This window comes from Sphingorhabdus sp. Alg239-R122 (assembly GCF_900537065.1).
Classification (GTDB): domain Bacteria; phylum Pseudomonadota; class Alphaproteobacteria; order Sphingomonadales; family Sphingomonadaceae; genus Alg239-R122.
Map to the genome: position 1 here is coordinate 13,305 of NZ_UNRC01000007.1, position 14,103 is coordinate 27,407.

General features: G+C 53.5%; 16 protein-coding genes. 1 reads left to right on the top strand and 15 read right to left on the bottom strand.

All coding sequences use genetic code 11. The features are described from left to right. Nucleotides 1-81 precede the first annotated feature (81 nt). The 3 genes from G6Q15_RS08335 to G6Q15_RS08345 form a co-directional block, all read right to left on the bottom strand. Nucleotides 82-1,317 (bottom strand): mechanosensitive ion channel, encoded by a 1,236-nt coding sequence (locus tag G6Q15_RS08335; protein WP_164117677.1) that lies wholly within the window; start codon nt 1,315-1,317, stop codon nt 82-84. Between the two features lie 96 nt (nt 1,318-1,413). Beyond that, nucleotides 1,414-2,769 carry a serine hydrolase gene (locus G6Q15_RS08340; RefSeq protein WP_164117679.1) on the bottom strand — a complete coding sequence of 452 codons (1,356 nt, stop codon included), beginning with the start codon at nt 2,767-2,769 and terminating at the stop codon, nt 1,414-1,416. Then, nucleotides 2,750-4,069, bottom strand: a complete 1,320-nt coding sequence (locus tag G6Q15_RS08345) for a replication-associated recombination protein A (RefSeq protein ID WP_164117681.1) — start codon at nt 4,067-4,069, stop codon at nt 2,750-2,752. Before G6Q15_RS08345 ends, G6Q15_RS08340 begins: the two co-directional genes overlap by 20 nt. Nucleotides 4,070-4,172: 103 nt before the next feature. On the opposite strand from G6Q15_RS08345, the gene G6Q15_RS08350 reads away from it, so the two are divergent. Continuing rightward, the gene (locus G6Q15_RS08350; RefSeq protein ID WP_164117683.1) at nt 4,173-4,610 is read left to right on the top strand and encodes a hypothetical protein; all 438 of its coding nucleotides are present in this window, start codon (nt 4,173-4,175) and stop codon (nt 4,608-4,610) included. Nucleotides 4,611-4,617: 7 nt separating this feature from the next. On the opposite strand, the gene G6Q15_RS08355 is transcribed toward G6Q15_RS08350, so the two are convergent. The 12 genes from G6Q15_RS08355 to G6Q15_RS08410 form a co-directional block, all read right to left on the bottom strand. Continuing rightward, nucleotides 4,618-5,796: a glycosyltransferase family 1 protein gene (locus G6Q15_RS08355; RefSeq protein WP_164117685.1), complete on the bottom strand. Its 1,179-nt coding sequence runs from the start codon at nt 5,794-5,796 to the stop codon at nt 4,618-4,620. Between the two features lie 45 nt (nt 5,797-5,841). Further along, complete coding sequence (locus G6Q15_RS08360; RefSeq protein ID WP_164117687.1) at nt 5,842-6,789, bottom strand: hemolysin family protein; 948 nt, start codon at nt 6,787-6,789, stop codon at nt 5,842-5,844. 18 nt (nt 6,790-6,807) lie between these two features. After that, nucleotides 6,808-7,332 (bottom strand): rRNA maturation RNase YbeY, encoded by a 525-nt coding sequence (gene ybeY / locus G6Q15_RS08365; protein WP_164117695.1) that lies wholly within the window; start codon nt 7,330-7,332, stop codon nt 6,808-6,810. Between the two features lie 8 nt (nt 7,333-7,340). Beyond that, a complete protein-coding gene (locus G6Q15_RS08370; protein WP_164117697.1) occupies nt 7,341-8,402 on the bottom strand; it encodes a PhoH family protein in 1,062 nt (353 codons plus the stop codon). Next, entirely contained in the window at nt 8,402-9,763 is a 1,362-nt protein-coding gene (miaB, locus tag G6Q15_RS08375; protein ID WP_164117700.1) for a tRNA (N6-isopentenyl adenosine(37)-C2)-methylthiotransferase MiaB, read from the bottom strand. Before miaB ends, G6Q15_RS08370 begins: the two co-directional genes overlap by 1 nt. A gap of 8 nt (nt 9,764-9,771) precedes the next feature. Next, nucleotides 9,772-10,563: a lysophospholipid acyltransferase family protein gene (locus G6Q15_RS08380; protein WP_164117702.1), complete on the bottom strand. Its 792-nt coding sequence runs from the start codon at nt 10,561-10,563 to the stop codon at nt 9,772-9,774. 34 nt (nt 10,564-10,597) lie between these two features. Further along, nucleotides 10,598-11,023, bottom strand: coding sequence for a Fur family transcriptional regulator (locus G6Q15_RS08385; RefSeq protein WP_164117704.1), 426 nt, complete (start codon nt 11,021-11,023; stop codon nt 10,598-10,600). 125 nt (nt 11,024-11,148) lie between these two features. Further along, the gene (locus G6Q15_RS08390; RefSeq protein ID WP_164117705.1) at nt 11,149-11,577 is read right to left on the bottom strand and encodes a MucR family transcriptional regulator; all 429 of its coding nucleotides are present in this window, start codon (nt 11,575-11,577) and stop codon (nt 11,149-11,151) included. A 112-nt stretch (nt 11,578-11,689) separates the two neighbouring features. After that, a complete protein-coding gene (locus G6Q15_RS08395) occupies nt 11,690-12,178 on the bottom strand; it encodes a GNAT family N-acetyltransferase (protein ID WP_240330819.1) in 489 nt (162 codons plus the stop codon). A gap of 8 nt (nt 12,179-12,186) precedes the next feature. Beyond that, a complete protein-coding gene (gene tsaB / locus G6Q15_RS08400) occupies nt 12,187-12,819 on the bottom strand; it encodes a tRNA (adenosine(37)-N6)-threonylcarbamoyltransferase complex dimerization subunit type 1 TsaB (RefSeq protein ID WP_164117707.1) in 633 nt (210 codons plus the stop codon). Between the two features lie 14 nt (nt 12,820-12,833). Beyond that, complete coding sequence (locus G6Q15_RS08405) at nt 12,834-13,427, bottom strand: malonic semialdehyde reductase (protein WP_164117709.1); 594 nt, start codon at nt 13,425-13,427, stop codon at nt 12,834-12,836. A 45-nt stretch (nt 13,428-13,472) separates the two neighbouring features. Beyond that, nucleotides 13,473-14,048 carry a NifU family protein gene (locus G6Q15_RS08410; protein ID WP_164117711.1) on the bottom strand — a complete coding sequence of 192 codons (576 nt, stop codon included), beginning with the start codon at nt 14,046-14,048 and terminating at the stop codon, nt 13,473-13,475. Nucleotides 14,049-14,103 lie beyond the last annotated feature (55 nt).

A 14,103-nucleotide genomic window follows, 5' to 3' on the forward strand; every position in this document is an offset into this window, starting at 1 on the left:
GCTGCCTGCGCACAAATGGAAAGCCCATAAAGAACGGGCGGATGATTTCTCACCCGCCCCGTTCATAAAGACGTGAAGCTATCAGGCTTTGGGTGTCTTGTTTTCTTCCGCCGCAGTTGCAGGTGCCGGATTGTTGTCAATGGCTGGTCGCGCGTCAGCTGCATCCTGCATTTTCTTGAGCTGGCGGGCCGCTGCCTCGCGGCCGCCCAAGCCGAACGCAATGGCGCTGGCCACGGCGGCTGCAAATACAAAGCCGCTAAAGGCGATGATCACGATCTGCTCACCAATCTGCATATGCGTGAGACCCATGAACGTGGCCACTGCAATGATCAGATATTTGAGCATGGTGGAAATCAACCCGTTTTCACCGGTTGTGCTGGCGACCAGATTGGAAATCAGGTTTGCCAGCATAACGCCGACTGCGATGATGACGCTGCCAAAGACAACGCGTCCGCCCAAATCAAGTATCTCGTTCAGGATGGTGGTGAGCTCGGGGAATGCCAGCAGCCGCGTTGCTGCAATCGCGCCGAATAGCACGATGGCAAGCTGTGCGATCCGGCCGACAAGGCTGGATACTGGCAGTGAAGATGGCAATATGCCGACTGATGCGATTGCCTGGTCCGCGCCCATATTGGCGAGGATCTGTTTCATCAAATCCGCTGCCCAGCGGCCCAGGAAGAAAGACAGGCCGAGCAGGATGGCTGCACCAAATACCCGCGGAATGGCCGCAGCGACATTTTGCAGAATTTCCGTTGCCGGTCCTGAAATCGCCTCAACCTGAAGCACGCCAAGCGCGCCAATGGCCACTACGATCATAATGAGCGCGAACACGACATTGGCAATTGTCTTGCTGATCGTTGAGCTGCCCGTGACTTCTGTTACGCCGCCGCGCGCTGCCCATTTGTCCAGATCAACCGTGGCCAGAGTGGTTTCGATAAGCTGCCGCACAATACGGGCGATAATCAGGCCAACAAAGAAGAACAGCCCCGCGCCCAGCAGGTTTGGCAGGAAATCGGTGATATCACGCAGCATGGTATCAATCGGCCCGATCACATTGTCGAGCCGGAATACCTGCAGGATTGCAACGATACCGAACAGCCAGACGAGTAACGACACGATCTTGCCGATCGACAGGCCAACAGTTTCGCCGCTACTTGTTTTGGTTTGCAGCAGTGAAATGCGGTCAACCATCTTCGCAGCTGCCCATTTGGCGACTGTCGCCAATATCCATGTGATGGCCAGTATGGCGATTGCCCATAGAATTTTCTCTATGATATCGCCGTCAATGGCATAGCTGCCAATATAAAATGAATTCATCTTTTCAGACCCCCTCTATTTTCGGCACGGTTTTTGTCGCACCATTGCCGCTCGCGATAGCATAAAGGGGTAACATATAACAGGCCGCCCTGTGGATTATTGCGATTCTGCAACGATTTGCCGTGTAAATTCTTCTATATTGAATCGTGCTTCCCGCGTGTCATAGCCGCGCCGGACAATCACCATATCCATTGAAGGGATAATGATCAGATACTGGCCGCGATTGCCAAAGCCTGCAAATGTATCTGCAGGTATGCCTTCCGATTTGTTCATGAGCCAAAAGGTCGCGCCATAGCCGAACCGCCGATCAGGCTGCGGTCCTGATGGTGCAGCAACATAGGCGCGCCAGCTTTCCGGCAGCAGACGCTGTTCCTCTCCCCGCGCATTTTTCCAGATACCGTTGTTCAGGTATAGCTGCCCCAGCCGTGTCAGATCACGTGCGGTGGTCCATACCTGACTGGACAGTATGTAATTATCCTGCCAGTCGGTTTCGGCATAGGTGCGTGTCATGCCTATTGCGCGGAAAAATGCATAGGGATCAAAACCGTCATATTGCGCCTGCGCACCGCGCACGGCCATGAGCGTGTCATTATTGGCATAACGAAAATATGTGCCGGGTCTGCGGATCAGCGGCCAGCTTGTGCTACGCTGCCCGACACTTGCCGCGCCCATGTAGATTGGATCGGTGCGATTGCCTGCTGTATCGCTGTATAGCCCGCTCGCCATACGCATCAGGTTATCAAGCGTTATGGTTTTTCTGCTATCACCAAAGCTCTGCCATTCAGGCACCTGTACAGGCTTTTTCACGTCAATGCCGCCGCTTAGTACGGCATGACCGATCAGGGTGCCTGCAATGGACTTGGCCACGGACCAGGTCCGTTGTCCCGTATGTTTATCGTGGCCGGGCATATAGGCCTCACCCATAATTTTCCCGCCGCGCATGACGAGTGCAGCGCTGGTTTTGCCGCCAAAGCTGCCGTTCACGGCCTGTAATGCAAGTGCGTTCATGGCTTTGTCTGGAGATACGGCATTCGCATCCCCCATCGGCCAGGGCAGTTCATCATGAAAGTCGCGAAGTTTGACCGCTGCACCTGTTTTTATGCCGCCGAAACCCACGGGCAGCGAAGTGCAGCCTGTACGGCGGTTCCACACGGCAATACGTGGCGGTGCATTATCGGCATACGTAACTTTTACCTGCCGCTCTGTTTCATCAATTTCAGTTTTCAGCGTAGGAACGATACTCGCAATGCGCGGATATATGCCTGTCAGTTCATCGCGTGTAATATTTTCTAGCGTCTTACCGCCATTCCATAGGCCGGAACAGGTGAATTGCGCTTTATATCCTGCCGCAAGAGCGTGATTATAGAGCAGGTCATCCGCATTGTCCTGCGCTGCCACAGGTGCAACGGCAAATACCGTAACAATAAGCGTGCTAGCTATCCTTTTTCGCATTTCTGAGTTTCTCCCAATAGGCTATGCGTTCGGCAATCTTGCGTTCAAATCCGCGCTCTACCGGAGCATAATAGGTCTGTGGTTCCATTTCCTGCGGCCAGTAATTATCACCGGAAAAGCCGTGTTTGCTTTCATGATCATAGCTATAGTCTTTGCCATAACCAATATCTTTCATCAGCTTGGTGGGAGCATTTAATATATTCTGCGGCGGCATGAGCGAACCGGTTTCCTTGGCAGATTTCCATGCCGCTTTTTGTGCTGTATAGGCTGCATTGGATTTGGGGGCAGTCGCAAGGTAAATACACGCCTGTGCAATTGCGAGCTCTCCTTCAGGGCTGCCGAGAAATTCATAGGCATCCTTTGCGGCAAGACACTGGTGCAGGGCTTCTGGATCGGCCAAGCCTATATCTTCAACCGCCATACGTACAAGCCGGCGCAGCACATATAGCGGTTCTTCCCCGGCGACCAGCATCCGCGCTAGATAGTAGAGCGCAGCCTGCGGATCGGATCCGCGTACCGATTTATGCAGCGCAGAAATCAGGTTGTAATGGCCCTCACGATCCTTGTCATATACCGCTACACGGCGTTGCAGGAAACTCGCCAGTCCCGCCGGATCAAGCGGTTTGCCGATGTTTACCGAAAAAAGCGTTTCGGCCTGGTTTAGCAGGAAACGGCCATCACCATCTGCGCTGGCGATCAGGGCATCGCGTGCGTCGCCATCAACAGGTAGTCCCCTTTCCATCAGTTTTTCAGCGCGATGGAGCAGTTCACCCAGCGCGTCGGCATCCAGACGGTTGAGGATCAACACTTGTGCGCGGCTGAGCAAGGCTGCGTTCAATTCAAAACTGGGGTTTTCGGTGGTCGCCCCGACCAGCGTCACCGTTCCTTTTTCGACATAGGGCAGGAATCCGTCCTGCTGCGCGCGGTTGAAACGGTGAATCTCATCTACGAAAAGCAGTGTTTTCTTGCCCGTACGCGCATATTGCTCGGCCTCGGCAAAGGCTTTTTTAAGGTCGGCAACGCCGGAGAATACGGCGGATATGGCCTTGTAATGCATGCCGACCGCGCCCGCGAGCAGGCGCGCTATGGTGGTCTTGCCTGTGCCTGGCGGTCCCCAGAATATGATGGAGGACAATTTGCCGGCTGCGACCATTCGGCCGATTGCACCATCAGGCCCGGTAATATGCTCCTGCCCGATCACTTCATTCAGAGTATTGGGGCGCAGCCTGTCGGCCAGCGGTCCGCCGCTATCTACACTATCCTCTATGATATTCTCGTCATGGCCAAAAAGATCACTCATGGCAGGGACCTTAAAACATAACCGGGGTGTGTTACAGACCGAATTTGCAGCGCAACAATATTACGTATATAGACAGTTGCATAAAAATAAGAGGAGAGGGAATATGGATATAACAGTGAAAACACCTTGGCACCTTTGGGTGGTGGGCATCGTATCATTATTGTGGAACAGCATAGGTGCCTATGACTATTTCATGACACAGACGAACAATGCCGAATATCTGAAAGATTTTACAGAAGTGCAGTTGAATCATTTTGCTGCCTATCCTGCCTGGGTCCAGGGCGCATGGGCATTGGGCGTATGGGGCGCATTGCTGGGATCAATATTATTGCTGGCACGCAGTCGGTTTGCGGTTCCCGTGTTTGCAATCTCACTTTTGGGATTGGCATTATCCACATTATATAACTTTATTCTAGCAGATGTGAAGTTGACCGAAATTGCAGGACCAGAAGCCCTGTATTTTACGATTTTTATCTGGGTCGTGGCAATCGCACTCTGGCTATATGCACGCGCACAGCGTGCAAATGGCGTCCTGCGCTGAGCGGTAATTACCGCAAAGCTTGCGGCCCTGGAGGGCCTCCGCTCTCCCTTTGCCGGATAAGCCGGATATAAGTATCGGCGAGCGCGCCGTTGATGCGGTCCCAGCTGTATTTTTCGGCGCGTTTCTCGCCTGCCGCGCCGTGTTCAGCGCGGATCTCGGGATATTCGCAATAATGCTGTAGCGCATCGGCAAAATCCTGGCTCGCGCCAGGGCGGATCAGCTTGCCTGATACACCATGTTCGACCAGGCTCTGACTACCGGTTGCCCGTGCTGCCACGACAGGCATGCTGCATGCCATCGCTTCCAATGTGACATTGCCAAATGTTTCAGTGATGGAAGGGTTGAAGAACACATCCATGCTGGCCACCGCACGGCCCAGGTCAACACCTGTTTGGAACCCCGCAAATACCGCGCTGGGCAGCCTTTCCTCAAACCATTCGCGCGCCGGGCCATCGCCCACGATCAGAACTTTATGCTTAACCTTGCGGCGGATCAGGCGGTCGATGCTATCGGAATATACATCAAGACCTTTTTCCATGACCAACCGTCCGGTAAAGCCAATTACGGGTTCATCATCCTGAATGCCCAAGCTCTGCCGCCACGCAAGATCGCGCTTGCTCTTATCAAAGATATTGCGGTCCACGCCGCGGGACCAGATGCCAACGTCATAGTTCATTCGCTGTTCGCGCAATACTTGCGCCATGGAATCCGATGGCGCCACGATTGCGTCACAGCGGCGATAGAGACGGCGCAATATGGCCTCAAGCGGCGGTTCCATAAACGCCATGTTATAATAGCGTGGATAGGTTTCAAACCGGGTGTGCACCGATGCCAGCACTGGGATATTATGTTTGCGCGCCCAGCGTACAGCGCTGTGCCCCACGACATCAGGACTGCTGATCTGCACAATATTGGGCGCAAATTCTTTTAGGTCCTTTTTGATGGCAGGGGAAAGCATCATGGGAATACGGTATTCGCCGCGACCGGGTATTGCGACGCTGGGCACACTGACTAGGTCGCCGGCTGGCTCAAATGCAGGTGTGTCGGTTGTGGGCGAATAGACACGCACGGCCGCGCCTTTTTCCAAAAGCCAGCTTACCAGGCGATTGAGCGCCTGATTGGCGCCATCGCGCACATAGTTATAATTGCCGCTGAACAGCGCAATGCGAAGATCACTAATTTCCATGATGCCGGGCATTAGCCGATGGCGTTGCAATTGCCAATGGGAAGATTATTCGGCTTCTTTATCTATATCACCTGACCCGGAATGCAGGCGTATCTTCGTCACACGGCGTTCATCACCCTCCAGTATTTCGATTTTCCAACCGCTCTCATGGGTTAGCACTTTACCTGCTTCGGGCACTTCACCGGCCAGTACGAATGCCAATCCGCCCAGCGTGTCGACATCTTCGGTGACTTTGGCAAGGTCAGGGTCGATGAGTTTCGCTACGTCGTCGAGTTCGGCGCGCGCATCTGCATCCCACACCCCATTTTCCAATGGGACCAGCATCGCTTCTGGCTCATCATCATGCTCGTCTTCAATCTCGCCGACAATTTCTTCGACCAGATCCTCAATGCTCACCAGCCCATCAGTGCCCGAATATTCGTCCAATACTACGGCAAGGTGGGTGCGCGTCGCGCGCATTTCGGCGAGCAGGTCGAGCACGCCCATGGATTGCGGCACAAAGCGAGGTTGGCGCATTAAAAGTGTCCAGTCAGCAGGTGCATCCTGCCCCGATGCTATGATTGCGAACACATCCTTGATATGGATCATGCCGATAATTTCATCGAGCGATTCGCGGTAAACGGGCATGCGGCTATGGCCATGTTCGGCAAAGGCCTGAACGACCTCATCAAAACCTGCATCCTCTGCCATAGCGATAATATCACCGCGCGGCACCGCGACATCATCGACATCATGTTCGCTGAAATGCAGCAGGTTACGGAGCATTTCACGCTCTACATGTGATAGGTCGCCATTGTCCGCTTCCAGCTGCGGCGAGCCATTATCCTCATGTTCGTCAATGACTTCTTCAAGCTGCGCACGGAGCGACTGGTCAGATTCCTCACGGAATAGCAGGGCCTTTATGCCCCGCCATATTCGTGCTCCGCCGCTATCGTCTTCGCTGGATTTCCCCGGAAGCTGCGCTGCTGCGCTGCTACTGTCACCTTCTGGCATGATGTACTATTTTGGCCTTTAATCGTTGTCGTTCTGGTTGGAATATGGGCTCGCAAGCCCCATGGATGCAAGCGCTTTTATCTCTAGCGCTTCCATTACATGCGCCTCGTCATCGTCCATATGGTCAAAGCCGAGCAGATGCAATGTTCCATGTATGATCAAGTGGCTTGCATGGTCAGCAATGGAGATGCCCTTTTCCTGCGCTTCGCGGGCACAGGTTTCACGGGCCAATATAATATCGCCGAGCAGCACTTCACCATCATGGCTATGTGACATGGCGGACAGCAGGTCGGGCTGTACCATCGGAAAGGAGAGTACGTTTGTGGGCCTGTCCTTTTGCCGGTAGTCGCGGTTCAGCGCCTGCACTTCTGCATCATCGCCCAACTTAACGCTGACCGCGAACAGTGTTGGTTGATCTATATACTGGCGGTAGGGACTGTGTGAAACGGCGGTCTGAACGCATTGCCGGGCAATATCATGCCAGGTCTGTGCTGCGCCGGGTTCTGGCCAGCCGTCATCAATTGCGGCATCGGTCTCAAGCATGGCGGCTGCTATGCATCCGGACCCTCATAGGCTTTGACGATGCGGCCTACAATCGGGTGGCGCACTACGTCTGCAGCGTTGAAGCGGATGGTGCTGATGCCGTCCACGCCTTCGAGCCGGGATACAGCATCGGCAAGGCCGGATTTGTGATCGCCACCGGGCAGGTCAACCTGTTTCGGGTCGCCGCACACCACCATTCGGCTATTCATGCCAAAGCGGGTGAGGAACATCTTCATTTGCGCAGGTGTGGTGTTTTGCGCTTCGTCCAATATGACGAAGGCATCAGCCAGTGTGCGCCCGCGCATAAAGGCGAGGGGGGCGATTTCTATCTCACCGCTGGCAATGCGCCGTTCCACCTGTTCGGCAGGCAGCGTATCATAAAGCGCATCATAAAGCGGTCGCAGATAGGGATCGACCTTGTCCTTCATATCACCGGGCAGGAAGCCCAGATGCTCGCCAGCTTCGACTGCTGGACGAGAGAGGATCAGCCGGTCAACTGACCCGGTGATAAGCTGCGATACTGCCTGTGCGACCGCCAAATAGGTCTTGCCGGTACCTGCAGGGCCAAGTGCAAATATAATATCGTCACGCGCCAGCGATTCCATATAAGGCACCTGCGTGGCGGAGCGCGGGACAATGGTTTTCTTACGAGTGCGGATCATCACCGATGGCGGCGTGGCCACGTCTTTCTTGATAATGCCGTCCAGTGTAGGTTCATGCGCCATACCGATCAAAGCCTCGACCGCGCCCTCGTCAATTTCCTGTCCCTGGATGATACGGTTATAAAGACCCGTGAGCACATCGCGTGCCTGACCCACATCCTCTGCATTACCCTCAATCTGAATATGATTTCCGCGTGCGGCGATATAGACGCCCAGCCGGTTTTCGATCGCGACCAGATTCTGATCAAATTCGCCGAATAAAGTGCCGAGCACGGCGGGCTGGTCAAAGGCTATTTCGACTTTCGCCTTGGCAGGGCCGGGGGCGAGTACGTCCAATCCCGTATTTTCCGTAATCGGCTGGTTGGGATTGATTTTGGGTTTTTTGCCCTTCGCACCTTTTTTTGCCATTAAGCAGCTTTCCTCCGGATTAGACTACCTTGCAGACTATTTGGCCCTGCGCTGTCAATATGCACATCCAGCATATCCCCAATTTTGGCATCGGGCGCGATGACATGAACGGATGTGAGCCATGGCGTCTTGCCGACCAACTGCCCATCCTTCTTGCCCTGCCGCTCCAAAAGGATACGGGTGTTTTTGCCGTCCAGCTTGCGGTTGAAATCAAATTGCTGCTCATTCAGTAGCGCCTGTAGCCTTTGCAGGCGCTCATCCATGATTTCAGGAGCAATTTGTGTATCCATATCGGCCGCGGGTGTGCCGGGGCGCGGGCTGTATTTAAAGGAAAATGCCTGCGAATAATTGGCGGCGCGAACGACTTCGAGAGTCGCCTCGAAATCCTCATCGCTTTCGCCCGGAAAGCCGACGATAAAATCCCCGGAAAGCGCAATGTCAGGTCGCGCTGTACGCACACGCTCAAGTATCTCTAAATAGCTTTCCACGGTGTGCGAGCGGTTCATCGCTTTCAATATGCGGTTGCTTCCCGACTGTACGGGCAGGTGCAGGTAGGGCATGAGCGATGCGACATTACTATGCGCGTCAATCAGACCTTGTGTCATATCGTTTGGGTGGCTCGTGGTATAGCGGATACGCTCCAGCCCATCTATCCTATCCAATGCGCGGATCAGGCCATCGAGTCCTTGCCGGTGTCCCTTGTCATCTTCACTTTCCCAGGCGTTGACATTTTGTCCAAGCAGCGTGATCTCCTTGACCCCGCCATCGACCAGCGCCTTCGCTTCGTCGACAATTTCTCCCCAGGGGCGGGAGATTTCGGCACCGCGTGTATAGGGCACTACGCAATAGGTGCAGAATTTGTCGCAGCCTTCCTGCACAGTCAGGAAAGCCGAAGGGCGCGGCTGTTTCGGGCGGGATGGCAACACGTCAAATTTGGAATTGGGCGGCATATCAGTGTCGATCGCCTTGTGCCCGGTTTTGGCAGTGTTGATGAGCTCAGGCAGGCGGTGATAGGCTTGCGGCCCCACTACAATATCAACGCTAGGCGCGCGGCGGGATATTTCCTGCCCCTCGGCCTGCGCTACACACCCGGCCACTGCAATCATCGGCGTGGAACCATCTTTGCGCCGCAACCGACCAATATCGCTATAGACTTTTTCAGCTGCCTTTTCGCGAATATGGCAGGTGTTGAGCACCACTAGATCGGCATCCTCACGGGTTTCGGATGCCTGCATTCCCTGATCGGAAAGCATTTCACCCATACGTTCGCCATCATAGACGTTCATCTGGCAACCGAACGACTTTACATAATAGGATTTACCGCTGTTCAGCGGTTTTTTCGTTTTAGAATCTGTTGACATGAGCTGGCCTATACACCGGGCACTACGACCTGGCTAGCCGAAAGCGACGCATCCAGCGCAGCCTGTATCCGGGTCCGCGCTTCGGCTACAATCGCCTTGCGGTCGCTATATTTACGCGGGTCAAACGGGTCGAGATAATGGATGTCCACCTTGAAAGATCCCGGCCGTGACAATAGCCGCCATGCGTTTTGCGGTGCAGTTTCATCGCCAATCCACGATACATCGCCACGATATTTGCCCAGGTCAATATAGACAGGCTGCACCAGCAGCCCGGGCGGCGGTGGATTGAGCGCGGCCAGCAATGGTGCCTTGAACGGCAACAGCATCGTGCCGTCGGTAGTGGTGCCTTCGGGAAAGATGGTGACCGCCCAGCATTCTTCCAGCGCTTCGCGCAGCTGGTTGATCTGGTCAGCTACGCCCATACGGTTCTGGCGCGAAATAAAGATAGTGTTGTTAAGCCTGCACAGCCAGCCGACAATGGGCCAGTGCGCGATTTCTTCTTTCGATACAAACGAAGTTCCGTTCACGCCGCCTAGCATCGGGATATCAAACCATGACAAATGGTTGGCGAGCAGTACGACGTCGCGCCGGATAGGTGTGCCCATCTTGCGAATGCGCGCGCCGCAGATATAGCTGACCGCACGCAGGAACCAGCGCGGCCATGGGTTGGGAAGCCGCAACATCCGCCAGATATAATAGAACGGGACACAAAATAGCAGTAAAAGCACCAGCAGGAGGGCGCGAATTGCAAATGTCACATATCCCAACAGGCCCGCACCCTTCCAGGTTTCGTAGGGCATGGGACGTTCGACCTGTTCTTCAAACAATAGTTGGTTATCCGTCTTTACGTGAGAGGGAAACTCCATAAAGCTCCATCCTGTGATCAACGAGGCGGTAGCCTAGTTTTTCGGCAATCTGCTTTTGCAGGAGTTCCAGTTCAGGATCAACGAATTCTACGACCTTGCCGGTTTCCACATCGATCAAGTGATCGTGATGGGCCTCTGGCGCGGCTTCATAACGTGCACGGCCGTCGCCAAAATCATGGCGGTCCAGTATGCCCGCTTCCTCGAACAGGCGGACGGTGCGGTACACTGTCGCAATGGAAATCCGGTCATCGATGGCGGATGCACGTTCATGCACTTTTTCCACATCGGGGTGATCATCGCTCTCGGACAAGACCTTGGCGATGACACGCCGCTGGTCCGTAATGCGCAACCCGCGCTCTGCACATAATGCTTCCAGGTCGATTTTCTGGTGCATAAAAGCTCATTTCCCCTAAGTTGTCATATAGCCTGAAACAAACCAGGCTGTGACCGCCAATGTAGAGCGTCACAGCCTGTTTGCAAGCCAGCGGATGGCAAGATCTCTGTATATGGCCAGCGAATTTATTTCTTCTTGCGCTTTCCTGGCTTGCGGCCAAGGCCTATTTTTTTGGCCAGTTCGCGGCGCTTTTTCGCGTAATTCGGTGCCACCATCGGATAATCGGATGGCAGTTCCCAGCGCTGGCGATATTCATCCGGTGTCATGCCGTAAGCGGTCATAAGGTGGCGTTTTAGCATTTTCAGTTTTTTACCATCCTCAAGGCAGACAATATAATCAGGTTTTATAGATGCACGGACGGAAACAGCTGGGTCCGGACGTTCTTCTTCCTGTTCAATATCAGCAGGCTTGAGACCTGTAAGTGTGTCATGTACATTTTGAATTAACAGCGGCATGTCTGAAACAGCGACACTGTTATTACTTACATGTGCGGAAACGATATCTGCTGTGAGTGTAACAAGCATTTCGTGCATTTCATTAGTATTATCTGTCATGTTTTTGGTGCAACCCTTTGTTATTATTAGTATAATTAATTTTATTTAATTTCTATACGCTGCTTTATCTAAAGAGCTGATGATGAAAATCAAGCAGTATTGCGAAGTTGTTTTACAGCTCGCGAGTATAAGTCAGCGCGTCAAATTTTGCACCATTTTGGCCAGTATAATAATTTGTACGCTCACCTGTTTGTATAAATTGCATTTTTTCATATAAGCGCCGTGCAAAATTATTGTGCCTTACTTCCAGAAAGACTTTTTTACAGCCGCGCGCCCTGCTTTGATCGAAAAGCCGCAACAACATGGCCTCTCCGAGTCTATTTCCGCGAAAACCGGGATGCACTGCGATGAGCAGAAGTTCTTCCTCATCAGCCACGGCGCGGCTCAATGTGAAGGCGGCAGGGTCTCCTGATGCAGACAGGGCGACCTGATTGTGGCTTAGCGGCATGGCGAGCATCGAAAGCGTCTGCATGTAATTCCACCCTTCACCATATTCCGGGTCAAATGCGTCGCGCATCACCGTCATGGCTGGATTCATAAAATCTTCCGCGACCAGTTCGTCGTGAAATATGAAAGGCTGAATTTTATGCTGCGACGCCATGACGCCCCTTAACGCGTTTTTGCCTGCTGTGCCATCGGTTTTGCATCGGGCGCGCGGCCATAAACCGGCTCTGCAGGCAATGCGCGTGCATGTTCGGGCAGCCGCATAGCCTGGCGGGCATCGGGCCATAATGAAAGAGCACGCGCATTATCGCACAGACTGACCAGTTTTTCGCTGCCGCTACCCGCAATCAAGTTATATTGTAGCCGCGCCGCCGCGATCTCCGGCGTGAGTGATGCGAGTTCACCTGCGGCTTTGCCATCTGGCGCATATGGCTGCACAAAAAACTCACCATGCCCGCCATGCATGGCGACATCGACACCATCGACCCCATCCTGCTGAACCAGCGCCATTATAGCCACTAGCCCAAGGCAGTTATAGCCGGTTACGGGTACACTCCACGCCAAGCCCAGTGCCTTTGCTGCAGACAGGCCGACACGCAGCCCGGTAAAGCTACCCGGGCCGCAATTGACGATGATGGCATCGGCCTTGCCATTGCCGGGAAGGGCCGCAATCATGGGCACCAGCCGCTCGGCATGGCCGCGGCCCAGTTTCGCATAATTACCGGCAATCAGTTTATCACCATCGAACAGTGCGACAGAACAGGCTTCCGTCGCGGTATCGATGACAAGCGTGTGCATATCCTTGCAATCAATCAGGCGACGGAGTTGAATTTGCTGAAGTCAGGGCGGGGGCTGCGTTCAAAAATCGTATCAAGATCGCCATAACCCAATGTTGAAATGAAATTCGATTTGATATGCGGCGTGTCGCCGAAAAATTCCTTGTCTACGGCTTCATTGTCAAAACCCGACATTGGACCGGTATCAAGGCCCAGTGCACGCGCAGCTATGATGAAATAGGCGCCTTGTAAAGATGAGTTCCTGAATGCACCTTCTGCACGGCCTTCCGGGTCATTTTCAAACCAGCTTTTGGCATCGGTGTGCGGGAAAAGCTCGGGCAGATGTTCGTGGAAATCCTGGTCCATGCCAATAATGACCGATACAGGGGCTTTCAGTATCTTGTCCTGATTTCCTTCACTGGAGCGGTCGGCCAGGCGTTGCTTGGCATCGTCACTGGTGCACCAGATCAGTCGTGCTGGCAGCATGTTGGCAGATGTTGGTCCCATTTTCATCAGATCCCAGATATCTCTCAACTGCTGCTTACTGACCGGTTTGTCATGATATCCGTTATAGGTACGCGCCTTGCGGAATATCTGGTCAAGGGCGGCATCGGAAATTGGCTGTGACATATCTGCTCTTTCTATTTGATCTGCAATCGGTTGCGTGTGACCCGATTAAGCTGCACGCACCTCAATGACTTCAGGAACATAATGTTTCAGAAGCGATTCAATCCCCTGCTTCAGCGTTGCCGAAGAGGAAGGGCAACCGGCACAGGCACCCTGCATCTGAAGATATACGATGCCTTCATTGAAGCCGCGATAGACGATATCACCACCATCATTGGCCACTGCAGGGCGGACGCGTGTTTCAATAAGCTCCTTTATCTGTGCTACAATATCGGCATCTTCAGGATTTTCTTCCCACTCTTCGTCTTCTGCAGGAACAGAGATGGCAGCAGCCGACCCAGGCTTGAAAAGTGGCATATTTGCTGAAAAATGATCAAGCAGCACGGAAAGCACATTTGGTTTCAGATCGCTCCATGGCACACCCTGTGCGGCTGTCACGGAAATGAAATCGCTGCCAAAAAACACACCTGTCACATCCCCCAGGTTGAAAAGGGCTTCAGCGAGCGGAGATATCTCCGCATCTTCGGGCGATGCAAAGTCACGTGTTCCACTCTCCATGACGGTTTGTCCAGGCAGGAACTTTACAGTGGCAGGATTCGGTGTGTTTTCGGTTTCTATCAACATAACTTCCCATGTGGTGTAAAACGATGCTGGCTTCAAGTAGGACTTTTTTGTTCCC

What these genes read in the sequence shown, in the direction of transcription:
- G6Q15_RS08410 (WP_164117711.1), bottom strand. Translation starts at nt 14,048, where the DNA reads ATGTTGATAGAAACCGAAAACACACCGAATCCTGCCACTGTAAAGTTC.
- G6Q15_RS08360 (WP_164117687.1), bottom strand. Translation starts at nt 6,789, where the DNA reads ATGCCAGAAGGTGACAGTAGCAGCGCAGCAGCGCAGCTTCCGGGGAAA.
- miaB (WP_164117700.1), bottom strand. Translation starts at nt 9,763, where the DNA reads ATGTCAACAGATTCTAAAACGAAAAAACCGCTGAACAGCGGTAAATCC.
- tsaB (WP_164117707.1), bottom strand. Translation starts at nt 12,819, where the DNA reads ATGCACACGCTTGTCATCGATACCGCGACGGAAGCCTGTTCTGTCGCA.
- G6Q15_RS08385 (WP_164117704.1), bottom strand. Translation starts at nt 11,023, where the DNA reads ATGCACCAGAAAATCGACCTGGAAGCATTATGTGCAGAGCGCGGGTTG.
- G6Q15_RS08390 (WP_164117705.1), bottom strand. Translation starts at nt 11,577, where the DNA reads ATGACAGATAATACTAATGAAATGCACGAAATGCTTGTTACACTCACA.
- G6Q15_RS08405 (WP_164117709.1), bottom strand. Translation starts at nt 13,427, where the DNA reads ATGTCACAGCCAATTTCCGATGCCGCCCTTGACCAGATATTCCGCAAG.
- G6Q15_RS08350 (WP_164117683.1), top strand. Translation starts at nt 4,173, where the DNA reads ATGGATATAACAGTGAAAACACCTTGGCACCTTTGGGTGGTGGGCATC.
- G6Q15_RS08355 (WP_164117685.1), bottom strand. Translation starts at nt 5,796, where the DNA reads ATGGAAATTAGTGATCTTCGCATTGCGCTGTTCAGCGGCAATTATAAC.
- G6Q15_RS08345 (WP_164117681.1), bottom strand. Translation starts at nt 4,069, where the DNA reads ATGAGTGATCTTTTTGGCCATGACGAGAATATCATAGAGGATAGTGTA.
- G6Q15_RS08335 (WP_164117677.1), bottom strand. Translation starts at nt 1,317, where the DNA reads ATGAATTCATTTTATATTGGCAGCTATGCCATTGACGGCGATATCATA.
- ybeY (WP_164117695.1), bottom strand. Translation starts at nt 7,332, where the DNA reads ATGCTTGAGACCGATGCCGCAATTGATGACGGCTGGCCAGAACCCGGC.
- G6Q15_RS08395 (WP_240330819.1), bottom strand. Translation starts at nt 12,178, where the DNA reads ATGGCGTCGCAGCATAAAATTCAGCCTTTCATATTTCACGACGAACTG.
- G6Q15_RS08370 (WP_164117697.1), bottom strand. Translation starts at nt 8,402, where the DNA reads ATGGCAAAAAAAGGTGCGAAGGGCAAAAAACCCAAAATCAATCCCAAC.
- G6Q15_RS08380 (WP_164117702.1), bottom strand. Translation starts at nt 10,563, where the DNA reads ATGCCCTACGAAACCTGGAAGGGTGCGGGCCTGTTGGGATATGTGACA.
- G6Q15_RS08340 (WP_164117679.1), bottom strand. Translation starts at nt 2,769, where the DNA reads ATGCGAAAAAGGATAGCTAGCACGCTTATTGTTACGGTATTTGCCGTT.